Below are 23,818 nucleotides of genomic sequence, written 5' to 3'. Positions count from 1 at the left end.
AACCCAGGGCGTGTACGTCCGGCAGCCGTGCGCGAGTGGGGTGGAGTCAAACCCCCATCCGCCATATACGTACAGGAGAGCGCATCATGATTCGTCGCGTCGCGATCACCCTCGCCGGCCTCGCCGCTGCCGGCTTCATGGCAGCCGGACCCGCTGCCGCCGCCACCATGGACTTCGACGGGAACGGCGACCCCTACAACGGCGGCCCGTCCGACTCGGCCCCGTACAACAACGGGGGCATGAACGGCGGGGACATGAACGGCGACAGGAACGGGTTCGACAACGGCTTCGACAACGGGTTCAACAACGGGTTCACCAACAGGAACTCGAGCGGGGCCTTCTACCTCAGCAACGTCGGCGGCCCCTGGGGCATCACCGAAATCGAAGGCTCGCACTCCTCGGGCAACGGCAACGGCAACGGCAACTTCGACGACGAGGACTGACACGAAGCCGTCTGACGGCCTCCGTCGCCACTTACGAACCCGGCCCCGCCTTCACGTCTCTTCGTGGAGGCGGGGCCGTTCGTCAGCCGGAAGGCCGCTGGGTCAGGTGCGTGAACGCGTCCAGGTTTCTGGTCGACTCGCCGCGCGACACCCGCCACGCGTACTCCCTGCGGATAGCGCTCGCGAAGCCCAGCTCCAGCAGGGTGTTGAAGCTGCCGTCCGCCGCCTCCAGGACGCTCCCCAACAGACGGTCGAGCTCGTCCGGAGTCACTGCCGACAGCGGAAGCTTCCCTGCCAGGTAGATGTCGCCGAGGCTGTCGATCGCGTAACTCACCCCGTACAGGCGCAGATTGCGCTCCAGCAGCCAGCGGTGCACCGCCGCGTCGTTCTCGTCCGGGTGGCGGATCACGAAGGCGTTGATGGACAGCGAGTGCTTGCCGACGATCAGGGAGCACGTCGTGGACAGCTTGCGCGTGCCGGGGAGCTTCACCACGTACGAGCCGGGCTCAGGGCTCTCCCACTCGAGCTCCGCGTCCTTCAGCGTCTGCTCGAGCGTCTCGGTGACCTGATGCTGTACGTCAGCCATGGTGCGAGCGTACGCGACGGCGGTGTTCGTGCATCGCGGCCGTGTATACGTCGGCCGTGCCGGACGCGGCCGTGTCCCAGCCGAACGACTGCGCGTGGCGGGCGGCCGCCGCGCCCATCCGGTCCGCCAGGCCCGGCTCGTCGATGAAGCGCCGCAGCGCACGGGCGTATCCGGCCGGATCGTGGCCCTCGACCAGGATGCCGGTCCGGCCGTCCCGCACCGCGACCGGAAGGCCGCCCACCGCCGCCGCCACCACCGGTGTGCCCGACGCCTGCGCCTCTATCGCGACCAGGCCGAAGGATTCGCTGTACGACGGCATGACCAGGACCGATGCCGCCCGGAACCAGTCCGCCAGGCGGTCCTGGCCGACCGGCGGCCGGAAGCGTACAACGTCGGCGATGCCCAGCCTGGCGGCCAGCTTCTGCAGGCCCTCCGGCTTCGCGAGGCCGCTGCCGCTCGGTCCGCCGACGACCGGAACGACGAGCTTCGAGCGCAGCGACGGGTCCTCGTCGAGGAGCACCGCGACCGCGCGCAGCAGGATGTCCGGGGCCTTGAGCGGCTGGATGCGGCCGGCGAAGAGCGGAATGATCGCGTCCTGGGGGAGGTCCAGGCGGGCGCGGGCCGCCGCCCGCCCGTCGGCCGGACGGAAGCGCTCCAGGTTCACGCCGGGGTGTACGACGGCGAGCTTGCCGGGGTCGGCCTCGTAGAAGCGGGCCAGTTCGTCCGCCTCCTCCGCCGTGTTGGCGATGAGGCGGTCCGCCGCCCGTACGATCTGCGTCTCGCCGATGACGCGCGCGGCCGGCTCGGGGGTGTCGCCCTCCGCCAGCGCGGCGTTCTTGACCTTCGCCATGGTGTGCATGGCGTGGACCAGGGGCGCGCCCCAGCGTTCGGCTGCGAGCCAGCCGACGTGGCCGGAGAGCCAGTAGTGGGAGTGGACGAGGTCGTAGTAGCCGGGGCGCTGACCGGCCCAGGCCTGCATCACGCCGTGTGTGAAGGCGCAGAGCTGCGCGGGCAGCTCCTCCTTGGGCAGGCCTTCGTACGGGCCGGCGTCGATGTGGCGGACCAGCACGCCGGGCGCGAGCTCGACGCTGGGCGGCAGGCCGCCGGTGGACGCCCGGGTGAAGATCTCAACCTCGATATTGATCGCGGCGAGGCGCTTGGCCAGCTCGACGATGTAGACGTTCATGCCGCCCGCGTCGCCCGTCCCCGGCTGGTGCAGCGGGGAGGTGTGGACGCTGAGCATGGCGATCCGGCGCGGCTTGCGGTGGTGGCCGCCGGGCAGCCGGAGGCGGGGCGGCGCCGCCAGTGTGCCGGCGAATCGGGAGACGTACTGGCTCACGTCGACGGTCCTCATCGCTCGGGGTCATGGCATGGCGCACAGAGGGCGCGGGTGCGGCCCTCCGTTCAGCCCAAACAGCGGAATGCCTCCCTCCAATTTCCGTTTTACCAAATCATTACTTCACTGACTCAACCTTTACGAGCCGCAGCGGGCGCTTACCCTCGCTTCATGGCCTCCCGCATCTCCCCCTCGCGCCCCGTCGGCGCCGTCACCCGCGGGACGACCAATCCGAACCGCCTGCGCCGCATGGACCGCTGGATCGCCGCCGCGCACGGCGCTGAGCTGCGCCGCAGCGGTGACCCCGTCGCGGTCGACCTCGGGTACGGGGCCGCGCCCTGGACCGCCGTCGAGCTGCTCGGCCGGCTGCGCACCGCCGCGCCCGCCGCCGAGGTCGTGGGCATCGAGATCGAACCGGCCAGGGTGGCCGCCGCGAAGCCGTACGAGCGCGCGGGTCTCGCGTTCCGGCACGGCGGCTTCGAAGTGCCCCTGCCCGACAGCCGCCGCCCCGCCCTGATCCGGGCGGCGAATGTGCTGCGCCAGTACGACGAGGGGGAGGTCGCCTCGGTCTGGGAGCGGCTGTGCGCGCGGCTGGCGCCCGGGGGGCTGCTGGTGGAGGGGACCTGCGACGAGATCGGGCGGCGGCATGTGTGGGTCGCGCTGGGGGCGGAGGGGCCGCGGACGGTCACCTTCGCGACCCGGCTGGGGTCGCTGGAGCGCCCTTCCGATCTCGCGGAGCGGCTGCCGAAGGCGCTGATCCACCGCAATGTGCCGGGCGAGCCCGTGCACGCCTTCCTGCGGGACTTCGACCGGGCGTGGGCGGCGGCCGCCCCGTACGCCTCACTCGGTGCCCGGCAGCGCTGGATCAAGGCCGTACGCGATCTCTCGGCCGACTGGCCGCTGGCGGACGGGGAGCGGCGGTGGCGGCAGGGTGAAGTCACGGTGAACTGGGCCGCTCTCCAGCCGCGCACCGGCTGAAACCGTTTTGGATCTTCCCGAACGAGTGGCCGCCGAGGGGAACACGGCGGGCCGGCCGTTCGTCAGAAACCTGTGGGCGGGGGCCTCTGTCGTTTTCACGGACGGCATGGCAGCATCACCGCAGCGCACCTAAGTTACTGACGGTAAATCACATGCGGGGCATGTGATGTGGGATCTGGGATCCGGGGGAGCTTGTGAACCGACGTCGCAGCGCCGCGACCGCGATCGCGCTGATCTGTGCCTCGACTGCCTTGACCGTGCTGGGCTCAGCCGGACTGGCGTACGCCGATCCCACGCCTCCCAGGAGTGAGCAGCGCCTCCAGGAGGTGCGCGGCCAGATCGACGCCCTCTACCGCAAGGCGGGGGCGGCCACGGACGCCTACAACCTGGCCGAGGAGCGCGCCGACAAGCAGTCGTCCGAGATCGTGGCGCTGGCCAAGGAGATCGTCAAGGGCCAGAAGCGGATCGAGGAGCTGAAGAGCAAGGCCGGGGCCGAGGCGCGCGCCCAGTACCGCAGCGGCGGCCTGCCTCCCGAGGCGCAGATGATGCTCAGCGGCGACCCGCAGCTCTTCCTGGACGGGGCCGGCCGCCTCCGCGAGGGCCAGCAGGCGGCCAAGGGTCTGCTGGGCGAACTGTCGCGGACCCAGGCGGACTTGGAGGCGTACACCCAGGACGCGTCCGCCCAGTGGACGAAGCTGGAGTCCAGCCGCAAGAAGAAGGAAGCGGCGAAGAAGGAGATCAAGAAGCAGCTCGCCGCCGCCGAGAAGCTCGAGGCGACGCTGGAGAAGGAGGAGCGCGAGCGGCTCCTCAAGATGGAGCAGGACGCGGCGTACGAAGCGCAGACCGCCTGGCTCGGCTCCGGCGCGCTCAAGGACGTCGGCAGCAAGGCGACGAAGGGCGGCAAGGCGGCTGTCGCGTACGCCACGGCGCAGATCGGCAAGCCGTACGTCTGGGGCGCCGAGGGCCCGGGTTCCTTCGACTGCTCGGGGCTGACGTCGCAGGCGTGGCTCGCGGGCGGACGCGGCATACCGCGCACGTCGCAGGAGCAGTGGAAGCAGCTGCCGCGCGTCGCCATGAAGGACATACGGCCCGGCGACCTGATCGTCTACTTCGACGACGCCAGCCACATCGGGATGTACGTGGGCGACGGCGCGATGGTGCACGCGCCGCGTCCCGGCCGGGACGTGACGATCGCGGGGGCCGGCTCGATGCCGATTCTGGGCGTCGTACGTCCCGACAAGTAGATCCGGACCGGCCGGGCGGACCGGCGGGGCGGACAAGATCCGGTCGTGAGCGGTGTCGCGAGCAGTGTCGCGAGCGTGTCGCAGGCGGCTGTACGGGTGATCCGGGGCGTGATGTTCGTCATGGCCCGGCACCCCGCCGATCCCGCCGGATGCGTTGCGGGAGGCGGCAATATGACCCCGGCGGCTTTCAGAACGGCATTCCGTCGAGGCGCCGGGTAACGCTATGGTCCCCGTTTGGCGGAACGTCGATCGTCGTGCCGCCGCACCCTCGGGGGGAGGGAAGGAAACCGAAACCGATGCCCGTACCCGTACCGCGGCAGCGCGTGAGTCCGGCCGTGGAAAGCGGTCAGGCCGCCGTCCTGCCGAAACAGCAGGTCGGGAGCAGCATGGAGTCCGCAGCAGCCACAGCGTCCCCGGCAGCCACGGCCCCCGCCGCCCCGGCCGCCCCCGTCGTGTCCGCGAACAGCACCGACCTCACCCTGCTGGTGATCGAGGACGATCCGGCGGGGACGTTCACCGTCCCGTCGCTGCTCGACACCGCCGGCACCCGTGTCCGTATCCGCACCGCGCGCAACCTCACCGAGGCGGAGCGGCTGCTCACGGACGACGTGCACTGCATCCTGCTCGACCTGGCCCTGCCCGCCCCCTCCGGCGAGGACGGCGACGAGCTGGCCACGCTGCGGCACGTGCTGCGGCTCGCGCCCCGGCACGCCGTCCTGGCGCTGACCGCCGAGGCCGACGCCGAGCGGGCCGCCGAGGCGGTGCGCGTCGGCGCCCAGGACTTCCTCTTCCGCGACGAGCTCGACGGGCGCCAGCTCAGCCGCGCCATCCGGTACGCGGTCGAGCGCAAGCGCGCCGACACCGCGCAGCACAAGCTGGCCGAGTCGCGGCTGCGCGCCCAGGAGAACGCCCGCCTGGAGCGTGGTCTGCTGCCCACGCCGCTGCTGGAGGGCTCGAACCTGCGCTTCGCCTCCCGCTACCGGCCGGGGCGCTCGCGGGCCCTGCTCGGCGGGGACTTCTACGACACGGTCCGCACTTCCGACGGCACGGTCCACGCGATGATCGGCGACGTCTGCGGCCACGGCCCGGACGAGGCCGCCCTCGGCGTCGAGCTGCGCATCGCGTGGCGGGCCCTGACGTTCGCCGGACTGTGCGGCGACGAGCTGCTCTCCACGCTCCAGCAGGTCCTGGAGCACGAGCGGGAGAGCGAGGAGATCTTCGCGACTCTGTGCACGGTCGACATCGCGCCGGACGGACGGCGGGCCGGGCTGTGCCTGGCCGGCCACCCGTCACCGCTGATAGCCCGCCACGGCAGGGCCGCGCAGCTTCTTCCGTACGAGGACGGGGGCCCCGCGCTCGGCCTGCTGCCGCGAGCCCGATGGTCGCGCCGGCAGGTAGAACTGGGCGGCGCCTGGAGCCTGATGATGTACACGGACGGCCTGATCGAGGGCCGCGTCGGCCCGCCCGGGTCGAAGCAGCGGCTCGGTCAGGACGGGATGGTCGAGATGATCAACCGGCAGCTGACGGCCGGGCTCACCGGCGAGGCCCTGCTGGAGGCCGCGGTCAACGAAGCACGGGACCTCAACGGCGGCGAACTGACCGACGACGTGGCGCTGCTGCTCCTGGACCGCGGCTGAGCAGCGCCGCCGCGGCCGGTGGAGTCCGGCGTGACGTCTAACGTCCGCCGTTGTACGGCCCGTACGGACCGTCGCTGCTGCTGCCGCCGCCCCTGCGACCGCCACCGCCGCCGCCACCCGAGACCTGCTTGATCGCGGGCCGTACGTCGACCATGAAGACGATGGTCGCGACCAGACCGGCGATCTGCAGGAACAGCATCGGGACGAACAGATTCACGGCGACCGTGACGCCCAGAAGGACCAGCCAGAAGACCTTGGTCTGCTTGTCGGTGGCGCGGTACGCGTCCTCGCGGGCCGTCGCGGCGAAGAACAGCGCCACCACGGCGAGGATGAGCATGGCGAGGTTGAGCAACGACAACAGAGTGCCGAATGCCTGGAGCAACATGCTGTACACCGCCTAGAGAGTGGATGAGCGCCTCTCGGCCAAGGTACCCGGACAACGAGCCGGACACCCATAAAGGTGCCCGGCGCGCGCCCGTCCTACGTCACTTCTCGGTGGCCGGCGTGGCCTTCTTCGCCGGCGCCTTGCGGGCGGCAGGCGTCTTCTTCGCCGGAGCGGCCTTGGCCTCGGCTGCCTGCGGCGCGTCCGCCTTCTTCTCCGGCTCCGGGTCGGGCTCCACGGCGACGGCGATCTCGTTGATCTCCTCGGCCGCGTCGCCGCGCCACGCCTTCACGCTCTGCTCGCCGTGCTCGGCGACCTTCTCGTACGCCTCGCGCGCCTTGACCGCGTACTCCGCCGCCACGCCCACGCTCCGCAGCGCCAGGTCCTGGGCCTGCTCGCCCAGCTTCTTCACGTCGGTGTCGAGCGTGCCGAGCACCTCGGTGACCTTCGCCTGAACGGTGGCCTGGGCCTCCTTGGCCCGGCTCGTCACCTTCTCCTGTACGGCCTTGGGGTCGGTGTTGCGCACGGCGTCGATACGCGCCGGTGCCTCGGCGCGCAGCTGCTCGATCAGCGCGGGAACCTTCTTCGCCTGCTGTACGGCGAGGTCCGCGGTGCCGGCCGCGAAGTAGAGGGGAGTCGGGTCGGTGAGGGTCTTACGCAGGTCATCGGTGATGGCCATGACTGTGGTCCTCCCGGATCTCAGTTCACTATGAGGGTGATGTACCGGCATCACTGCCGTCGGCCGTGCGGGGGCCGTCAGCAGGGGCGTCCGTCGTGACGTCCGCTTCAGCGTCCGTCGCGTTCTCCTTGCGGAACGACTCGTAGATCTGCAGCAGCACTTGCTTCTGCCGCTCGTTGATCGACGGGTCGGCGAGGATGACGGCACGCGTCTCCAGCTCCTCGCGCTCCCGCTCGTCGAGAATCCCGGCCTGGACGTACAGCGTCTCCGCGGAGATCCGCAGCGCCTTGGCAAGCTGCTGCAGGATCTCCGCGCTCGGCTTGCGCAGGCCGCGCTCGATCTGGCTGAGGTACGGATTGGACACCCCGGCGGCGTCGGCGAGCTGCCGCAGCGACAGCTGCGCGTTGCGCCGCTGCTCGCGCAGATACTCGCCGAGATTGCCGACGTTGAGTGATGCCATGTCCCGATTGTGCGGCATCAGCGCTAACTATTGCAAGCGACTGCTTGCAATAGTGTTCCGTGTCGCACGCCCGGGCGGGCGGGGGGCGAAGGCCGCTCGCGCAACGGGAGTTCGGCCCCCGGGCGCCTTGGCTAGTCTGCACGGGTGACCACCGACCTGACCCTGCTGCCGCGTGTCGCCTATCGCGGACAGGAGGTCACCGCGCCCCGGCTCCGCGGCCTCCTCGCGCTGCTCGCGGGCGACTCGCGCACGGGCTGCAGCACCGAGCGGCTGGTGGCAGGGCTGTGGCCGGACGAGTTGCCGGAGCGGCCGGCGAAGGCGGTGCAGGTCCTCGTGTCCAGGGCGCGGGCGCAGCTGGGCGCCGACGTCATCGCCAGCACGCCGACCGGATACCGGCTCAGCCTCGCCGAGGATCAGGTCGACACCTCCGCCCTGCTGCTGCACGCCGCCGCGAGCGCGGACCGGGCCAGGGCCGGGGACCACGCGGGGTCGCTGGCCGCGGCCGAGGCCGGGCTCGCGCTGTGGGAGGGCACGCCCGACGGGGCCGGCGGGCCCGGCGAAAGCACAGACCCCGTAGCCGCGTTGCGCGCCGAGCGCGCCCCCGTCCGCGGCACGCTCGTACGCGCGCAGGCGCTCGCGCTCGCCCGCCTCGGACGGCACGCGGAGGCGGCCGGGCCGCTGGCCGTGGCCGCCGCGGAGTACCCGCGCGACGAGGAAGTGCTCGCCGAGCTGCTGCGCGGCGAGGCGGCGAAGGCGGGTCCGTCCGCCGCGCTAACGCGGTACGAGGCGTACCGCCGTGAGCTGCGCGACGAGCTCGGCACGGATCCGGGCGCCGGGCTCAAGGCCGTACAGCGGGAGCTGCTGCGCGGCGAGGCGCCCGTGGTCAGGCACGGCGTGCCGCACGAACCGAACCCGCTCCTCGGCCGGGACGAGGACATCGCGGCGGTGCGGCGGCTGCTGCGCGCCTCCCGCGCCGTCACCGTCGTCGGCCCCGGCGGACTCGGCAAGACCCGGCTCGCGCACGCCGTCAGCCGCCGGGCCGAGCAGCGCGTGGTGTATTTCGTGCCGCTCGCCGGCGTCACCGCGGACGCGGACGTGGCCGCGGAGGTGGCCTCCGCGCTCGGCGCGGGCGAGGGGCGGCCCGGCGCCGTGAACGGCCACGCCTCGGCCGACCCGGTGTCCGGCATCCGCGGCGTGCTCGGCTCCGGGCCCGCGCTGCTGGTGCTCGACAACTGCGAGCAGGTCGTCGGGGGCGCCGCCGACCTCGTACAGGCCCTGGTCTCGTCCTCGAAGGACCTGCGGGTGCTCGCCACCAGCCGGGCCCCGCTCGGTCTCAGCTCGGAAGCGGTGTACGCGCTGCCGGAGCTCGCTCTCGACACCTCGGTCGAGCTGTTCACGCAGCGGGCCCGGGCCGCCCGGCCCGGCGTGGAGCTGCCGCCGGACGCGGTGGCCGGGCTGTGCCGCCACCTCGACGGGCTGCCGCTCGCCGTGGAGTTGGCCGCGGCGCGGGTGCGGGTTCTCTCGGTGCCGGAGATAGCCCGCCGCCTCGGCGACCGGTTCGCGCTGCTGCGCGGCGGGGCCCGGGACGTGCCGGAGCGCCACCGCACGCTGCACGCGGTCGTGGAGTGGAGCTGGAACCTGCTCGCGGAGGACGCCCGGGCGGCGCTGCGCACGCTGTCCGTCTTCCCTGGCGGCTTCTCGGGCGAAGCGGCGGAGCGGGTGCTGGGCGAGGACGCGCTGTTCCTGCTGGAGCAGTTGGCCGATCAGTCGCTGATCACCGTCGCCGACACCCCGGGCGGCGTGCGGTTCCGGATGCTGGAGACCGTACGGGAGTTCAGCGCGGCCCGGCGCGCGGAGGCGGGCGAGGACGAGGAGGCCATCGGCCGGTTCCTCGCCTGGGCGCGGGACTTCGGGGTCGCGTACCACGACTGGTTCTTCGGCTCGGAACCGCGGATCGCCTGGGAGCGGATCAGGGCCGAGCAGGACAACCTCGTGCCGGCCCTGCGGCACGCCCTGGCCCGTACGGACGGCCCGACCATCGCCGCCCTCACCGCAGTCCTCGCCGCCCTGTGGTCGACCGACTCCAACTACCCCCGCCTCACCGCCCTCGCCGCGGACACCGGCCCGCCGCTGTCGCACTACTACCCCGAGCCCGAATACGTCGAAGTCGCCCGCGCCGCCGCGGTGTTGTGCACGGCGAGCCTGTTCATGGGCTACGGCCCGCACGTCGTACGCCAGCTCGTCACCCTCCGGCGGCTGCCCCCGGCCCCGCCGGACACGCTGCTGCGCGCCGTCGCGGCAGTGCTGAGCGCGGTCCCTGAGATGCTGCCTCCCGACTACGAAGTGCTGCACACGCTCTGCGACAGCGAGCAGCCGCTGCTCGCCGGCATCGCCGAGTGCGTCGCCACCTACGTCTGGGAGTACGAGCACGACATCGACCGCGCGCTCGCCTCAGCTCGCCGGATCATCGCCGCACTGGCGCCGGTCGACAACCCCTTCCTCCAAGTCATCGGCCACTCCCGGCTGAGCCAGCTGTGCTTGCAGATGGAGCAGGGCGAGGCCGCGTACGGGCACCTCAAGGCGGCGCTGGAGACGCTGCCGCGGCTCGGCGACGAGCGCGACTCCTTCGGCGTCCGCTGGGGCCTCGTCCTCGCCTGCCTGCAGCGGGGCGACCCCGACGAGGCCGAGTACTGGCTGCGGCAGGCGGAGGAGGTCAACACCTTGCAGCAGGACGACTCCAACAGCGCCGACCTCGGCGGCCGCGCCGAGATCGCGCTCGCCCGCGGCCTGACGGAGGTCGGGCTCGGCTTGTGGCGCAGCGCCGCGGAGCGGATGCCCGAGGCCGCCTCGACGCGCGGTAGCGACCCCTTCCTCGACCGGTGGGTGCTGCAGCTCCATTCGGCGGCGGTGACGGCGCACGCGCACGCCGGCCGTCTCGAGCTGGTCGCGGGGCCGGTCGGCCGGCTGCGGCAGGGGCTGCGGACCCTGCTCTCCGGTCCGTCCCGCTCGCCCATGGAGCTCCCTGTGATCGGGACGGTGCTGCATGCCCTTGGAATGGCGGGGCTCGCCTCCGGCGACGCAGGTGCCGGTGCCGGTGCCGGTGCCGGTGCCGGTGCCGTACGGATGATCGCGCTGGCCGAACGGCTGCGGGTGCTGCGCGATTACCAGCCGACGATGTCGGCGGACCGCGCCCGGCAGGCGGTCGGGGCCGCCGGGAACGCTGCCAGGGCGGCGTACGCCGACGCGGTGTCGGAGTACGCCGCCCTGGAGCGGGACGAGCTGCGGGAGGCAGCCCGCGCTGTCATGGCGGTTACTTCGGGTCGCGGTTGAACGACGCCGTCGACCAGCGGTAGCCGAGCGCGGTCAGGCCGACGCACCAGGCGATCGCGATCCACCCGTTGTGGCCGATCTCGGTGCCGAGCAGCAGGCCGCGCAGGGTCTCGATGGCCGGCGTGAACGGCTGGTACTCGGCGATCGGCTGGAACCAGCCCGGCATCGTGTCGGCCGGGATGAAGGCGCTCGAGATGAGCGGGAGGAGGATCAGCGGCATGGCCATGTTGCTGGCCGCCTCGGGGTTCGGGCTGGCCATGCCCATCCCGACCGCGATCCAGGTGAGCGCCAGCGAGAACAGTGCGAGCAGCCCGAACGCCGCCAGCCACTCCAGGGCCGTGGCGTCCGTGGAGCGGAAGCCGATGGCCACGGCGACGGCACCGACGAGGACCAGGCTGGCGAGCACCTGCAGCACGCTGCCGACGACGTGTCCGATGAGCACCGACCCGCGGTAGACCGCCATCGTACGGAAGCGGGCGATCAGGCCCTCGGTCATGTCCATGGAGACGGAGACCGCGGCCCCGATCACGGTGGAGCCGATGGTCATCATCAGGAGGCCCGGGACGATATAGGCGATGTAGTCGGAGCGGTCCGCGCCGCCGCCACCGATGCCCGCGCTCATCACGTCTCCGAAGATGTAGACGAAGAGCAGCAGCAGCATGATCGGCGTGAGCAGCAGGTTCAGGGTCATGGACGGGTAGCGCCGCGCGTGCAGCAGGTTGCGGCGCAGCATCGTGTTCGAGTTGCGTACGGCGAGGGAGAGGGCGCTCATCGGACAGTCTCCTTGGGCTGGTTGGGGACCTTCACGCCGCCGGTCAGGGCGAAGAACACGTCGTCGAGGTCGGGGGTGTGCACGGTCAGCTCGTCCGCCTCGATGCCGGCCGAGTCCAGCCAGTCGAGGATCGAGCGCAGCTCGCGCTGGCTGCCGTCGCTGGGGATCTGCAGCGACAGCGCCTCGTCGTCCCGGGTGACCTCGCGCAGGGCGACGGCGGCGGACTGGTACGCGGCCGGGTCGGAGAACCGCAGCCGCACGTGCCCGCCCGGGATGAGCCGCTTCAGCTCGTCGGCACTCCCTTCGGCGGCGATCTTGCCGTCGCTCAGCACCGCGATGCGGTCGGCGAGCTGGTCGGCCTCCTCCAGGTACTGGGTGGTGAGGAAGACGGTGACGCCGCCGGAGACCAGCTCGCGGATGATCCCCCACATGGTGTGGCGGCTGCGCGGGTCGAGGCCGGTGGTCGGCTCGTCGAGGAAGATGATCCGCGGATCGCCGACCAGCGTCATGGCGATGTCGAGGCGGCGCTTCATGCCGCCCGAGTAGGTGGAGACAGGCTTCTTCGCGGCGTCCACCAGGTCGAAGCGCTCAAGGAGTTCGGCGGCGGTACGGCGGCCCGCGCTGCGGGAGAGCAGGTGCAGGTCCGCCATGAGGAGCATGTTCTCCTCGCCGGTGATCAGGCCGTCGACGGCGGAGAACTGCCCGGTGACGCCGATCGCGGCCCGTACCGCCTGAGGGTGGGTGGCCAGGTCGTGGCCGCCGACGTGGAGGTCGCCGGCGTCGGCGGCGATGAGGGTGGAAAGGATCTTGACGGCGGTGGTCTTGCCGGCGCCGTTGGGGCCCAGGAGGGAGAAGACCGTGCCCTGCGGCACGGCCAGGTCGATGCCGTCGAGGACCGTCTTGTCCCCGTAGGCCTTGCGCAGCCCCTTGGCCGCTATGGCGAGTGAGTGCGATGTCGTTGGCGTCATGCCGCAGAGGTTGCGGCAGGGCGCGTTCAGCGCGGTTTCACGAGGGTTTCAGCGCCCTGGAACCGGGGTTGCCGCGCGCGAATTCGCACCCTGCCCGTGATTGCGGACCCATCCTGTCCGCAGGCGGTGTCAGGGTGGCTCTGCCCGCACACGGAAGCCGCTACGAACGGAGCAACCCGATGAGCCGCCACATCCAGGTCACCTTCGACGCCCACGACCCGCGGGCGCTGTCGTCCTTCTGGCGCGACGTACTGGGCTACGTCCACCCCGGCCCGCCCGGAGTCGACCTCCCCGAGGGCGCCGACCGGCTGGCCGCGTGGGACGACTTCCTCGCGCGGGTCGGCGTACCGGAGGAGCAGCGCAACACGAGATCGGCCATCGAGGACCCGGACGGGCACGGCCCACGGGTGTTCTTCCAGCAGGTCCCGGAGGACAAGGTCGCCAAGAACCGCGTCCACCTCGACGTCCGTGCGGCTCCCGGGCTGCGGGGAGAGGAGCGGATGGCGGCGCTGGAGGCCGAGTGCGGCCGGCTCGTCGCGCTGGGAGCGACGCGGGTACGTCGCTACGAGCCCGATCCCCCGATGAGCTCCGGCTTCATCGTGATGACCGACCCCGAGGGCAATGAGTTCTGCCTGGACTGACGCAGCGCAGCCGCAGTCCCCCGACTAGCGGCCCGTACGGCCGTCGGCCAGCTCCCGCAGGATGTCGAGGTGACCGTTGTGCCGGGCGGTCTCCTCGATCAGGTGCAGCATGATCCAGCGCAGATTGACGCGCTTCCCGTTGTCCCTGGCGCGCTGCGCCTCGGTGTCCAGGTCGTGGTCGGCGACCAGCTTCCGGTACCGGGCGCACTGGGCGTCGTACGCCGAAAGGAGGTCGGCCAGCGGGACGTCGAGCGCGATGCGCATCTCGCGGTCGGGGTCCTCGTCGGTCCACGGCCCCTCGTCCTCCTCGCCGAGGAACACCACCTGGAACCAGTAGTACTCGACCCAGTGGAGGTGGCTGATGAGCCCGCAGAGCGTCATCAGCGGAGATCCGGGCAGCGGGGCCCTGCGGGCGTCTTCTTGCGACACGTCGTCGCACTTGGCGCGCGCGGTGTCGCGGACGTAGTCGAGGAACGTGGCGAGCGAGGCGCGCTCGTCGGGCGCGGGAGGCATATCGGTTCGTGTCATCGGGGTGAATGTTCTTTGCCCGTACGCCCGCTGTCGAGCGATTTTGAGTCACCGCAGGCTCCAGGGGTGACTCTTGAGAAGGTCCGGCACTACGCCGGGACCAGCGATACGGCGAGAAGGAGCAGCACACGTGACAGCACACGTGACACACGAAAACAGCGGTGGCGACGGCATCGGTACGCGTGCGGTCAAGCTCAGCCCCAGCGGCTGGGTGGCCGAGCAGGCCGAGCTGTACGAGGAGTCCGGCGGTACCAAGGGCACCACCATGCAGGGGGCGCCCTGCCTGCTGATGGACTACCTCGGGCGGCGCAGCGGCGCCATCCGGCGCACCGTGCTGATCTACGGGCGCGACGGCGACGACTATCTGGTCGTGGCGTCGAAGGGCGGCTCGGACGAGCACCCGCTGTGGTACCTGAACATCCAGGACAACCCGCACGTGCAACTGCGCGTCGGCACCGAGCGGTTCGCGGCCCGCGCCGAGACGCTTTCTCCTGAGGAGAAGGCCCGCGTGTGGCCGCACCTGGTGGACATCTTCGCGCCGTACGAGACGTACCAGAAGAAGACCACCCGTGACATCCCGGTGGTGCGGCTGCGGCGCACGGACGCGACGAACGGCTGAGGCGGCGGGCCGCCCGGCGCCGCCCGTCGACCGGCGGCACGGGCGGTTCCCGCTGGGCATCCCAGAGGACACGCACAGCGCTGGTGGCCCTCAGGCAGGGCGCACTCAGGCAGGGCGGCCTCAGGCCCGCAGGGGCGCCGGGAGCGGAAGGCGGTGCAGTACGTCGAGGCGGCTGACCGCCCGGGTCAGCACCACGTAGAGCCGGTGCGGCCCCCGCTCCTCGGCGCCGGCGATCTCGGCCGGTTCGACGGCGATGACGTGGTCGTACTCCAGGCCCTTGGCGAGCGTCGCGGGCAGCACGGACAACCGGGGCGCCTCGCCGAGCCCCGCCGCGTCCAGCGCCTCCCGCAACTCCCGCACCCGGCCGGCGTCCGCGATGACGCCCACCGAGCCCTCCCGGGTCAGGGCCGCCCGTACCGCATCGACCGTCGCAGCCACCACATCCCGCACCTCACGCACCGCCAGTTCGCCGTCCGCGCGCAGCGACCGGCCCGGCGGTACGTCGACGTCCAGCGCCCCGAGCAACCGGTTCGCCAGCTCCACGATCGCGGCCGGGACCCGGAAACCGGTGGTCAGCGGCACGACGGCGGCCGCTTCCTTGCCGAGGTGGGCGAGGAGTTCGGGCCAGGTGCGGGCGGCCCACGGCGTCGTGCCCTGCGCGAGATCGCCCAGCACCGTCACCGAACCGAACGCGACGCGTCGCGCGATCGCCCGGCACTGCATCGGGGAGAGGTCCTGCGCCTCGTCGATGACGACGTGGCCGTAGCTTTCGGGGCGCTCGACGAGCCCGGCGACCTCGTCGATCAGCACCAGGTCCGCGGCCGACCACCTGGCGCTCTTCCAGGAGCGCGGCGGCTTCACCCAGCGGATCGCCCGCCGCTCGTCCGGGGTCAGGAGCGGATCGCAGGGGTCGGTGAGCACCGCGGCCACGATCTCCTCCGGCTGGACCTTCGGCCACACGGAGTCGACGAACGCCCCGATCGCCCGCGACCGCCCCATCCGGCGCAGCCACTCATTGCCCGGCGGACCGGCCCGGCGTTCGGCCTGGAGCTGGAGCGCCCGCACCGCGCGCGTGCGCACGCGCTCACGGCCGACGGCGTACGGGGGCGCCTCGGCCCGCACCTCCTCCACGATCCGCTCCAGCTCACCGCGCGCAATCCGCCAGCGGTACGAGCCGTCCGGCACGGCGACGGTCTCGGTCGGCGCCGACACCCGCCCGTACAGCGCCCGGTGGAGCACCTCGCCCATCCGGGCGTCGTGCTTGACGACGGCGGCCGCGGGGCTGTCCTCGGCGCGGACGGGATGACGCCCGATCTCGTCGTCGACGGTCGACTGTCGGATGCCGCTCTCCCCCAGCGCGGGCAGCACCTCTGCGATGTACGAGAGGAAGGTCCGGTTGGGCCCGAGGATGAGCAGGCCGCTGCGCTGGAGGCGCTGCGGATACGTATAGAGGAGGTACGCCGCGCGGTGCAGGCCGACGGCGGTCTTGCCGGTGCCGGGGGCGCCCTGCACGCAGACGGATTCGGTGAGTCCGGAGCGTACGAGATCGTCCTGCTCGGGCTGGATGGTGGCGGCGATGTCGCGCATCGGGCCGACGCGGGGCCGCTCGATCTCGTCGGCGAGGATGCCGCTTTTCGCCGCGCCGCCGCTTTCCTCCCCGGCCGCGAGCCGCTCGTCCTCCAGCCCGGTCAGGTCCTCGGACGCCCCCTTGCTCCACGGCGCCCAGCCGAACCGCCGGCGTACCAGAACGCCCTGCGGGTCCTGCGCGCTCGCCTGGTAGAAGGTGCGGGAGACGGGGGCGCGCCAGTCGATGACCAGCGGCGGATCGGCGGGGTGCTCGGCGATGCGGCGCCGGCCGATGTGGTGGCTCTGCCCGTCGGCCAGATCGAGCCGCCCGAAGAAGAGCGGACCTTCCGGCTCCTCCCTCAACTCCTTGGCGTACGAGCGCAGATGGAAGCCGAGGGCTTCGGCGTCCGCGCCGGAGGCGGAGACGTCCGCGCCGGTGACGACCTGTTCACCGGCGCCTTCGGTCATGCGGGTCAGGGCTGCGCGGCAGAGGTCGTGGAAGGTCCGCTCCTGGCTGAGGGCATGGTCGAGTGACGTCATCCACCCAAGATAACGTAACCGAGTAACGAATTTAACCGAGGCCTAGAATCGCACGGGGAGGCCGTTCCTCAGCTGGTCGAAGGCGAGCTCGGCCGCCGCCACAGCCCCCGGAAGTACGGCCTGCGCGCTCTCGCCCGCCGCGATCCGGCGCCAGTTCTCCTCGGCGAGGATCCGCTGTACGGCCACGATCTGCCCGGCCGCGAGCCGCGCCGCCAGGGGATCGGGCCCGTCGAGGGCGGCGGCGAGCGCTTCCTCGGAGCGCTTCACGTACGCGTGGAGCCGGGCCACCAGGCTCGGCGTCCCGTACAGCAGCCGGTGGAAGGCGAGCACGTCGGCGTCGTCGCTGAGCCCGGTCACGGGATCGCGCCGGTCGAGGCCGGCGAGGAAGTGCCGCCGCAGGGCGTCCAGCGGCGTGAGCCCGTCCGCGCGCCCCTCGGCGACCACCCGGGCCGCCTCGTCCTCGTGGTCGGCGAACCGGTGCAGCGCGAGGTCTTCCTTGGCGGGGAAGTACCGGAAGAGGGTCGGCTTGGAGATCTCGGCCGCGGCCGCCACCTCGGCCACGGAGACCTTGTCGAAGCCCTTCTCCAGGAAGAGGGCGATCGCGGCATCGGAGATGACCCGGTACGTCCGCTGCTTCTTCCGCTCGCGCAAACCACTCATGAGGACGAAGCGTACGCGCTTGACCTCAACAGAACTTGAGGTCACAGACTCACAGACGCACGGACAGATACGGCGTCGGAGTGGGGAGTGAGCGTCATGCGCGCGATACAGGTGACGGAGTTCGGCGGTCCGGAGGTACTGGTGGCGACCGAGCTGCCGGACCCGGTGGCCGGTCCCGGAGAAGTGGTCGTGGAGGTCGCCGTGGCCGACACGATCTACGTCGAGACGCAGATCCGGGGCGGCTGGGGCCCGCAGTTCGGCATCGAGCCGCCGTACGTTCCGGGCGGCGCGGCCGCGGGCACGGTGCTGGCGGTGGGCGCGGGCGTGGACCCGGCGTGGACCGGCCGCCGGGTGGTGGCGGGCCCGGGCACTGCGGGCACGTACGCCGAGCGGGTCGTCACCACGGTCGACCGCCTGATCCCGGTCCCCGACGGCCTCGGCCTGCGCGAGGCGGCCGCGCTGGCGCACGACGGCGTCACCGGCACCGGCATAGCGGAGGCGGTCGGCATCCGGCCCGGCGAGCGGGTGTTGATCCTGGGTGCTTCGGGCGGCATGGGAACGCTGTTGGTACAGATGGCGAAGGCGGCCGGGGCGCACGTCGTGGGGGCGGCGCGCGGCAAGCGGAAGCTGGATCTCGTACGGGAACTGGGCGCCGACGCGGTGGTGGACTACTCCGAGGAAGGCTGGACCGAGCGCGCCCGGGAGGCGCTCGGGGGCGCCGGGGCGGATGTGCTGCTGGACGGCGTGGGCGGCGAACTGGGCCTGGCCGCCTTCACGTTGGTGGCCGACGGCGGCCGCGTATCGGCGCACGGCGCGTCCAGCGGCGGCTTCTCGGGGATCGACGCCGACGAGGCCGGGAGGCGCGGGATCACACTGCGGGGGATCGCGGAGGTCCAGTTCGCGGCGGCCGACATCACGCGGCTGGCGGCGAAGGCCCTGGCAGAGGCGGCGGCGGGCCGCCTGCGCCCGGTGATCGCGGCGACGTTCCCGCTGGCGCGGGCGGCACAGGCGCATACGGCGATCGAGGCGCGGTCGGTGGCGGGCAAAGCACTGCTGATGGTGGCGGGGGCGGTGTGAGCTGAGTGGCGCGGGCGGCCGGGGGCGAGCTGAGTGGGGCGGGGGCGGGCCCTGCGGGGCTTTCCCGACCAACCCCTTCCCGGTGTGACATTGGGCGACTCCGCCGCGCGGGGGGCTCCGCCACGCGGGGGGCTCCGCCACGCGGGGGGCTCCGCCACGCGGAGGCCCACCACGTGGAGGCCCACACGACGTACGGGGCTCCGCCCCTCAAACGTCGTAGGTGCTGAAAGTGCGGCCGAATCAAGCCCGTCCGGCGTTTGAGGACCACACCCGCAGGGCGTCCCGGGGCCCGGGGGCCTGGGGGCCTGCCCCCAGTTCGGGAAGGGGCGGGGTGGGGAAGAAGCCCGCCGCAGGCGCGGCCTAACCCCCCGACCGCTTCCCCACCAGCACCTCGACCCCGTCCAGCAACCGCTCAAGCCCAAAAACAAACTCGAAGTCGGGCTCGTCCGGCAGCTCCATCACCCCCGACTCCAGCAGCCGCGCCACGGCCGGATAGCGCGTCGGATCCGCCAGCTTCGCCAGGGTCCGCCCGTACCGACTGAGCACTTCCTCCGGCGTCGCATCCGTACGCGCGTTCGCCGCCGCGAGATCCGCCATGAGCCCCGCCTCGTGCCGCACGAAGCCGTTGACCAGCAGAAGCACCGAGAGCTTCTCGCCCTCGTCGAGGCCCGTGCCGGCCAGTGCGCCCAGCCCCTGGTCCATCCAGGCCACGGAGTTGGGGGTGATCGGCGGCCCGGAGGTCGGGATGTGCAGCGCCCAGAGATTGCGGCCCAGCACCTCGCGCTGGGCCCACGCCCACCGGCTGAGTGCCTCCCGCCAGCCGATGCCGGGCTCCGGCGGGGCGGGCGGGCCCCCGAGGGCGGCTTCCATCATGAGGACGTACAACTCGTCCTTCGCACCGACGTACCGGTAGAGGGACATCGTCGAGGCGCCGAGTTCCTTGGCGACCCGCCCCATGGACACCGCCGCCAGCCCCTCGGCCGCCGCGACCCCGACTGCCGCGTCGACGATCCGCTCCAGGCTCAGCCCGGGCCTCGGCCCCTTCGCCGGGCGCTCCCGCAACCCCCACGCGAGTTCGAGGCTCGCGGGCAGACCTGTGCCGCGATCACTGTCGCCGGCCATCCACGCTCCCTTGCTCCCTCTGCTCCCCTTGCCGCTCTTGACCGCCATCCTAGTTATGCGTAACCCTTACGCAGTAGTGCGTATGCCATACGCAGAACGGCGAACGGGGAGCGGACTCATGCCAGGACATCAACCTCCAGCGGTCGAAGCGACCGGCCTCACCAAGTCGTACGGAAAGCTCACCGTCCTCTCGGGCATCGACCTGTACGTCGCCCCGGGCAGCGTCTTCGCCCTCCTCGGCCCCAACGGCGCGGGCAAGACCACCGCCGTACGCATCCTCGCCACCCTCACCACCGCCGACGCCGGCGCCGCACGCGTCGCCGGTTACGACGTACGGGCCGAGCGGAGCCGGGTGCGTCGGGCGATCAGCCTGACCGGCCAGTTCGCGGCGGTCGACGAACGCCAGACCGGCGCCGAGAATCTCCGCATGATGGCGAGGCTGGCCCGCCTCCCCCGCCCCGAGGCCCGCGCCCGCGCCGCCGCCCTCCTCGACCGCTTCGGGCTCGCCGACGCCGGGGACCGCCTGGTCGCGACGTACTCCGGAGGCATGCGGCGCAGGCTCGACCTCGCGGCGGGCCTGGTGGGCGAGCCCGAGGTGATCTTCCTCGACGAGCCGACGACCGGCCTGGACCCGCGCAGCCGACGCGAGTTGTGGGCGGCCGTACGCGAACTCTCCGACCGGGGCGTCACGGTCTTCCTCACCACCCAGTACCTGGAGGAGGCCGACCAACTGGCCGACCGCATCGCGGTCCTGGACCGGGGCCTGCTGGTGGCGCAGGGCACGGCGGCGGAACTGAAGTCACGCGTCGCGGGCCACCGCCTGGACCTGACCCTCACCACCAGGGCCGATTACCTGCGTACGACGTCCCAGCTCGGCACCCGCGCCACCCACCACACACCCGAGACCCTCACGCTCTCGGCCCCGACCGACGGCACGGCAGCCCACGTACGGGCCCTGCTCGACGAAATCGACCCGTCACGCACGGCGGTAAGCCACTTCCGCGTCCACACGGCAACGCTGGACGACGTCTTCATGACCCTGACCAAGCACCGGCCCGCCGAGGAGCCGACCGAGGAGCCGACCCATGTCTGAAGCCACAGCGCCGCTCCCCACCATGACAGGCCGCGCGCTCCGCCTGAGCCGCCGCAACGTGGACGCGGTCATCACCTCGATGATGCTGCCGGTCATGATGATGCTGATCTTCGTCTATCTCTTCGGCGGAGCGATCAACACCGGCACGGCGTACGTGAATTACGTCGTCCCGGGTGTCCTCGTGCTCTGCGCCGGCTTCGGCTCGGCGACCACCGCCGTAGGCGTGACCGAGGACATGAAGACCGGCATCATCGACCGCTTCCGCACCCTGGACATCGGCGGCATCCCCATCCTCACCGGCCACGTGCTGGCCAGCACCGCCCGTAACCTCGTCTCGACCACCCTGGTCCTCGGCGTCGCCCACGCCATCGGCTTCCGCCCCTCGGCCACCCCCACCGACTGGCTGGCGGCGGCCGCCGTCCTCCTCGCGTACATCACCGCGCTCTCCTGGCTGTCGGCAGCGGTGGGGCTCCTCGCCAAGTCCCCCGAGGCGGCGGGCGGGTTCACCTTCTTCGTCTCGTTCCTCCCCTACCCGAGCAGCGCCTTCGTCCGCACCGAAACGATGCCCACCTGGCTCCACGGCTTCGCCGACCACCAGCCGATCACCCCGGTCATCGAATCCCTGCGCGGCCTGCTCATGAACCAGCCGGTGGGAAACACACCATGGATCGCGCTGGCGTGGTGCGCGGGAATCCTGATGGTCTCCATCGCCCTGTCGGAGGCCCTCTTCAGGCGGCGGACGGCGTGAGACTCAGGCCGGGGGCGGCGGAACACGCCAGGAAGGCTGAGCAGCCAGCAGCCACAGCCCCTGGAAGTGCTTGACCCAGGTGTCAATGGCAACCCTCGTGGTCTCCGTCCCGTCCTTGCGGGACCACACGGTCAGATCCGTGCCGTAGCCCTCGGGGTCGTAGAGCTCCCGGTCCTGCCGGTCCTGGCCCTGGTGCCGCTGCCTGGCTGTGACGTCGTACAGACCGTGGAACACCAACTCACCGTTGAAGATGCATATCTTGTCCCGCGGAATCCCCTGGTACTGCCTGTACTGGCACAGCACGTGCACCCGGCCCGCGGCCCCGAGCCTGGCCTGGAGGCCTGAGAGCTGCTGCTCGAAGTCTTGACACTTCAACTCGAGACGTCTGCGAAACTCCGGGTCGTCGACGGGAACACCGGCCGGGCCGACGCGGGCAGGTACCGCCATCGGGACGGAAAAGTCTGGCACCAGGATGCTGATGGTGACCTTCCGCGTAGGCCCCGGCTCTCGCAGCAGCCGCTCCAGCCGATGCTTCAGCTCGAGGAATAGGGTCTCCCCCGTGTAACCGAGGAAGCAGATGCCGACCTCCTCACGACCGGAGAAGGCCTCTCGCACATGGCGTCCCAGATCGCTGGAGTTGACGGCCACGGCCACCGGTGCTGTCTGCAGGGTTCCCGAGAGCTCTCTCACCGCGTCGTACAGCACATAGCCGACCAGGCTGAGCAGAGCGCCGCCCAGGAATGCCTTGTCCTGGAGTGCGTCCCCGACGGGTTTGACGAATTGCGCCACCAGCCCCGTGGCGAAGATCCCCAGGAGCAGCACACGTGTGACGCCCGATTCGATCCGCTCCCGGTAATCGTGCAGGCGCCTGCCCAACCCGCCCGGTCCGCCCCCGTCCCCTCCCCCAGCCACCCATGTCCCCCCAACTCGCGGTCAAGCATGGGTCGTTGCACCGCCCGGAACGCTGACCTACCGTGGCGTCACATGGTGACCCGGCGGTAGCCCCTGCGCAAGGTATCGATTCGCCATAGCCACACTCAGGGTCATCAGGGGTGCCGACGTCCCCCCACGGGAGGCACCCGTGCGGCGAACCTCGCCATCGCGTCCTCCTGAACACCGAGCGCTGCGAACAACCCACCGAACTCGGCCCAACTGTCCTGGCGAACCCGCTGGTCGGTGAGCACACCTTCCACGTCCCCGGGAACGTGGGGCAGCACGCGATGGACGGCGCCGACGATCCCGTACTCGTACTGCCAGGTCCTGATGCCGACAGGTGTCGACGCGTGAAACGCGCTCGCCAAGGGGCCATCCACGGGCTGATCCTGGGTGCTCGCGGGGCGACATCGTCGATGATGCGCACGCCGGCTGCCACCTTTGCCCGTCCTTTCGCGCCGGTCACGTGTCCTGCTAAGTGCTGAGCAGGTTCCAGTGCGAGTCGAACCAACTGCGAGCCGCGTCGACAAAGAGCGAGCCTTGCGATCCCGCCTCTTGATCCTTCACATAGTGGAAGAGCGTTGCTCCGAGCCCCAGTACGTCGAGGGCGTCGATCACCTCGCCGTCGTCGAGCGCGATGGGCCGCTCGACGACTTCGTACAGGCCGTGCAGCGCGGCCGTGCCGTTGAGCAGGTAGAGCTTGAAGGAGGGGGTGAGGGGTGTGTGCTTCACCTCCACGTCGACCTGCGGGACCAGGCCCTCCGTACGAAGGTCGAAGAGCGCCGAGCCCAGCGAAGCGAGGTGGCGGCGGCTGATCGCGTGCAGCCGCTGCAGGGGCCGCGGGTCGGCGTCGTCGGTGATGTGGCGGGGGTAGGCCAGCCGCACCTCTTCGCTCGGGACCAGCAGGCGGACAGTGATGCGCTGCGGCGCGATCTCTCCCGCCCGTACGCGCACGGCCTGCAGGTGAATGTGTGCGTCCAGGGACTGCGAGGTCAGCGTGAAGACGTCGAGAGTGACCACTGGCGCCTCGAAGGCGCCGGCGATGAGCGGTCCGAGCGTGACCTTGCCGGCGCGGGCCGACTGGGCGTCGGGCGAGTGGATGCGCTGCGTCTTGACGACGCGCGTGCCGCTGCCTTGCCGGGAGTGGATCCAGCCCTCGTCGGCCAGCTCCCGCAGAACGCGCTGCACGGTGTCTCTGGATACGCCGAACCGTTCGGCGAGGACCCGCTGAACCGGCAGGAGGTCCCCGACACGATAGGTGCCATCAGTCAGCTGGGTGTGCAGCGCGTCCGCCACGCGCTGGAACTCCTTGCCGCCGCCGTCCGCCTGTCCGCTCACCACATCGCGAACCTACTGCTTTCGGCATACGGCCACACCACTTTCAGTCACATTGGTCGGCTTGCCCGCTGCCCGGTTAGGGGATCTCCATGTCCGGGGACGACCAATCCAAGTCAACCAGTCCAATTGGGCTGAGAG

General features: G+C 71.5%; 24 protein-coding genes. 10 read left to right on the top strand and 14 right to left on the bottom strand.

Annotation, left to right across the window (positions count from 1 at the left end; translation table 11 throughout):
- Positions 1-86: 86 nt before the first annotated feature.
- Positions 87-443: a hypothetical protein gene (locus tag ABZX79_RS09475; RefSeq protein ID WP_355253897.1), complete on the top strand. Its 357-nt coding sequence runs from the start codon at positions 87-89 to the stop codon at positions 441-443.
- Between the two features lie 82 nt (positions 444-525).
- On the opposite strand, the gene ABZX79_RS09470 is transcribed toward ABZX79_RS09475, so the two are convergent.
- Both ABZX79_RS09470 and mshA read right to left on the bottom strand, forming a co-directional pair.
- A complete protein-coding gene (locus ABZX79_RS09470) occupies positions 526-1,029 on the bottom strand; it encodes a YbjN domain-containing protein (RefSeq protein WP_355253895.1) in 504 nt (167 codons plus the stop codon).
- Entirely contained in the window at positions 1,022-2,368 is a 1,347-nt protein-coding gene (mshA, locus tag ABZX79_RS09465) for a D-inositol-3-phosphate glycosyltransferase (RefSeq protein WP_355253893.1), read from the bottom strand. The genes ABZX79_RS09470 and mshA overlap by 8 nt, the downstream gene beginning before the upstream one ends.
- Positions 2,369-2,536: 168 nt before the next feature.
- Here mshA and ABZX79_RS09460 point away from each other — a divergent pair, with 168 nt between their 5' ends.
- The 3 genes from ABZX79_RS09460 to ABZX79_RS09450 all read left to right on the top strand — a co-directional run bounded on the left by ABZX79_RS09460 (position 2,537) and on the right by ABZX79_RS09450 (position 6,224).
- Entirely contained in the window at positions 2,537-3,343 is an 807-nt protein-coding gene (locus ABZX79_RS09460; RefSeq protein ID WP_355253891.1) for a class I SAM-dependent methyltransferase, read from the top strand.
- A 194-nt stretch (positions 3,344-3,537) separates the two neighbouring features.
- Entirely contained in the window at positions 3,538-4,587 is a 1,050-nt protein-coding gene (locus ABZX79_RS09455; protein WP_355253889.1) for an NlpC/P60 family protein, read from the top strand.
- Positions 4,588-4,883: 296 nt separating this feature from the next.
- Complete coding sequence (locus tag ABZX79_RS09450) at positions 4,884-6,224, top strand: fused response regulator/phosphatase (protein ID WP_355253887.1); 1,341 nt, start codon at positions 4,884-4,886, stop codon at positions 6,222-6,224.
- A 37-nt stretch (positions 6,225-6,261) separates the two neighbouring features.
- Here the strand turns inward: ABZX79_RS09450 and ABZX79_RS09445 are convergent, their stop codons facing one another.
- From ABZX79_RS09445 to ABZX79_RS09435, 3 genes are all read right to left on the bottom strand, one after another.
- Complete coding sequence (locus ABZX79_RS09445) at positions 6,262-6,609, bottom strand: DUF2516 family protein (RefSeq protein ID WP_355254278.1); 348 nt, start codon at positions 6,607-6,609, stop codon at positions 6,262-6,264.
- Between the two features lie 100 nt (positions 6,610-6,709).
- Positions 6,710-7,285, bottom strand: coding sequence for a hypothetical protein (locus ABZX79_RS09440; protein WP_355253885.1), 576 nt, complete (start codon positions 7,283-7,285; stop codon positions 6,710-6,712).
- A 28-nt stretch (positions 7,286-7,313) separates the two neighbouring features.
- Positions 7,314-7,745, bottom strand: coding sequence for a helix-turn-helix transcriptional regulator (locus ABZX79_RS09435; protein ID WP_355253883.1), 432 nt, complete (start codon positions 7,743-7,745; stop codon positions 7,314-7,316).
- Positions 7,746-7,889: 144 nt separating this feature from the next.
- On the opposite strand from ABZX79_RS09435, the gene ABZX79_RS09430 reads away from it, so the two are divergent.
- Complete coding sequence (locus ABZX79_RS09430; RefSeq protein WP_355253881.1) at positions 7,890-11,075, top strand: BTAD domain-containing putative transcriptional regulator; 3,186 nt, start codon at positions 7,890-7,892, stop codon at positions 11,073-11,075.
- Here ABZX79_RS09430 and ABZX79_RS09425 read toward each other — a convergent pair.
- Positions 11,056-11,847, bottom strand: coding sequence for an ABC transporter permease (locus tag ABZX79_RS09425; protein WP_355253879.1), 792 nt, complete (start codon positions 11,845-11,847; stop codon positions 11,056-11,058). The two genes, ABZX79_RS09430 and ABZX79_RS09425, sit on opposite strands and share 20 nt — an antisense overlap.
- Positions 11,844-12,815: an ATP-binding cassette domain-containing protein gene (locus ABZX79_RS09420; RefSeq protein ID WP_355253877.1), complete on the bottom strand. Its 972-nt coding sequence runs from the start codon at positions 12,813-12,815 to the stop codon at positions 11,844-11,846. Before ABZX79_RS09420 ends, ABZX79_RS09425 begins: the two co-directional genes overlap by 4 nt.
- Before the next feature lie 179 nt (positions 12,816-12,994).
- On the opposite strand from ABZX79_RS09420, the gene ABZX79_RS09415 reads away from it, so the two are divergent.
- Positions 12,995-13,456: a VOC family protein gene (locus tag ABZX79_RS09415; RefSeq protein WP_355253875.1), complete on the top strand. Its 462-nt coding sequence runs from the start codon at positions 12,995-12,997 to the stop codon at positions 13,454-13,456.
- Positions 13,457-13,480: 24 nt separating this feature from the next.
- Here the strand turns inward: ABZX79_RS09415 and ABZX79_RS09410 are convergent, their stop codons facing one another.
- Positions 13,481-13,984 (bottom strand): DinB family protein, encoded by a 504-nt coding sequence (locus ABZX79_RS09410; RefSeq protein WP_355253873.1) that lies wholly within the window; start codon positions 13,982-13,984, stop codon positions 13,481-13,483.
- A 172-nt stretch (positions 13,985-14,156) separates the two neighbouring features.
- On the opposite strand from ABZX79_RS09410, the gene ABZX79_RS09405 reads away from it, so the two are divergent.
- On the top strand, positions 14,157-14,603 hold the full coding sequence (locus ABZX79_RS09405) for a nitroreductase family deazaflavin-dependent oxidoreductase (protein ID WP_355254276.1): 447 nt from the start codon (positions 14,157-14,159) through the stop codon (positions 14,601-14,603).
- A gap of 120 nt (positions 14,604-14,723) precedes the next feature.
- On the opposite strand, the gene ABZX79_RS09400 is transcribed toward ABZX79_RS09405, so the two are convergent.
- Positions 14,724-16,709, bottom strand: a complete 1,986-nt coding sequence (locus ABZX79_RS09400; RefSeq protein WP_355253871.1) for an AAA family ATPase — start codon at positions 16,707-16,709, stop codon at positions 14,724-14,726.
- Positions 16,710-16,751: 42 nt separating this feature from the next.
- Positions 16,752-17,369 carry a TetR family transcriptional regulator gene (locus ABZX79_RS09395; RefSeq protein ID WP_355253869.1) on the bottom strand — a complete coding sequence of 206 codons (618 nt, stop codon included), beginning with the start codon at positions 17,367-17,369 and terminating at the stop codon, positions 16,752-16,754.
- A 96-nt stretch (positions 17,370-17,465) separates the two neighbouring features.
- Between ABZX79_RS09395 and ABZX79_RS09390 the strand changes: the two genes are divergently transcribed.
- The gene (locus ABZX79_RS09390; protein WP_355253867.1) at positions 17,466-18,446 is read left to right on the top strand and encodes a zinc-binding dehydrogenase; all 981 of its coding nucleotides are present in this window, start codon (positions 17,466-17,468) and stop codon (positions 18,444-18,446) included.
- A 360-nt stretch (positions 18,447-18,806) separates the two neighbouring features.
- Here the strand turns inward: ABZX79_RS09390 and ABZX79_RS09385 are convergent, their stop codons facing one another.
- Positions 18,807-19,568 carry a TetR/AcrR family transcriptional regulator gene (locus ABZX79_RS09385; protein WP_355253865.1) on the bottom strand — a complete coding sequence of 254 codons (762 nt, stop codon included), beginning with the start codon at positions 19,566-19,568 and terminating at the stop codon, positions 18,807-18,809.
- 118 nt (positions 19,569-19,686) lie between these two features.
- On the opposite strand from ABZX79_RS09385, the gene ABZX79_RS09380 reads away from it, so the two are divergent.
- Positions 19,687-20,661: an ATP-binding cassette domain-containing protein gene (locus ABZX79_RS09380; RefSeq protein WP_355253863.1), complete on the top strand. Its 975-nt coding sequence runs from the start codon at positions 19,687-19,689 to the stop codon at positions 20,659-20,661.
- Entirely contained in the window at positions 20,654-21,409 is a 756-nt protein-coding gene (locus ABZX79_RS09375; RefSeq protein ID WP_355253861.1) for an ABC transporter permease, read from the top strand. Before ABZX79_RS09380 ends, ABZX79_RS09375 begins: the two co-directional genes overlap by 8 nt.
- Before the next feature lie 3 nt (positions 21,410-21,412).
- Here the strand turns inward: ABZX79_RS09375 and ABZX79_RS09370 are convergent, their stop codons facing one another.
- The 3 genes from ABZX79_RS09370 to ABZX79_RS09360 form a co-directional block, all read right to left on the bottom strand.
- On the bottom strand, positions 21,413-22,285 hold the full coding sequence (locus tag ABZX79_RS09370) for a hypothetical protein (RefSeq protein ID WP_355253859.1): 873 nt from the start codon (positions 22,283-22,285) through the stop codon (positions 21,413-21,415).
- Between the two features lie 170 nt (positions 22,286-22,455).
- Entirely contained in the window at positions 22,456-22,722 is a 267-nt protein-coding gene (locus ABZX79_RS09365) for a hypothetical protein (protein ID WP_355253857.1), read from the bottom strand.
- Positions 22,723-22,816: 94 nt separating this feature from the next.
- Positions 22,817-23,683 (bottom strand): winged helix-turn-helix domain-containing protein, encoded by an 867-nt coding sequence (locus tag ABZX79_RS09360; protein WP_355253855.1) that lies wholly within the window; start codon positions 23,681-23,683, stop codon positions 22,817-22,819.
- Positions 23,684-23,818 lie beyond the last annotated feature (135 nt).

Source organism: Streptomyces sp. NPDC002994, from assembly GCF_040611155.1.
Taxonomy (GTDB): Bacteria; Actinomycetota; Actinomycetes; order Streptomycetales; family Streptomycetaceae; genus Streptomyces.
The sequence above is the reverse complement of the archived record's forward strand: the minus strand, read 5'-3'. Positions and strand labels throughout refer to the sequence as shown.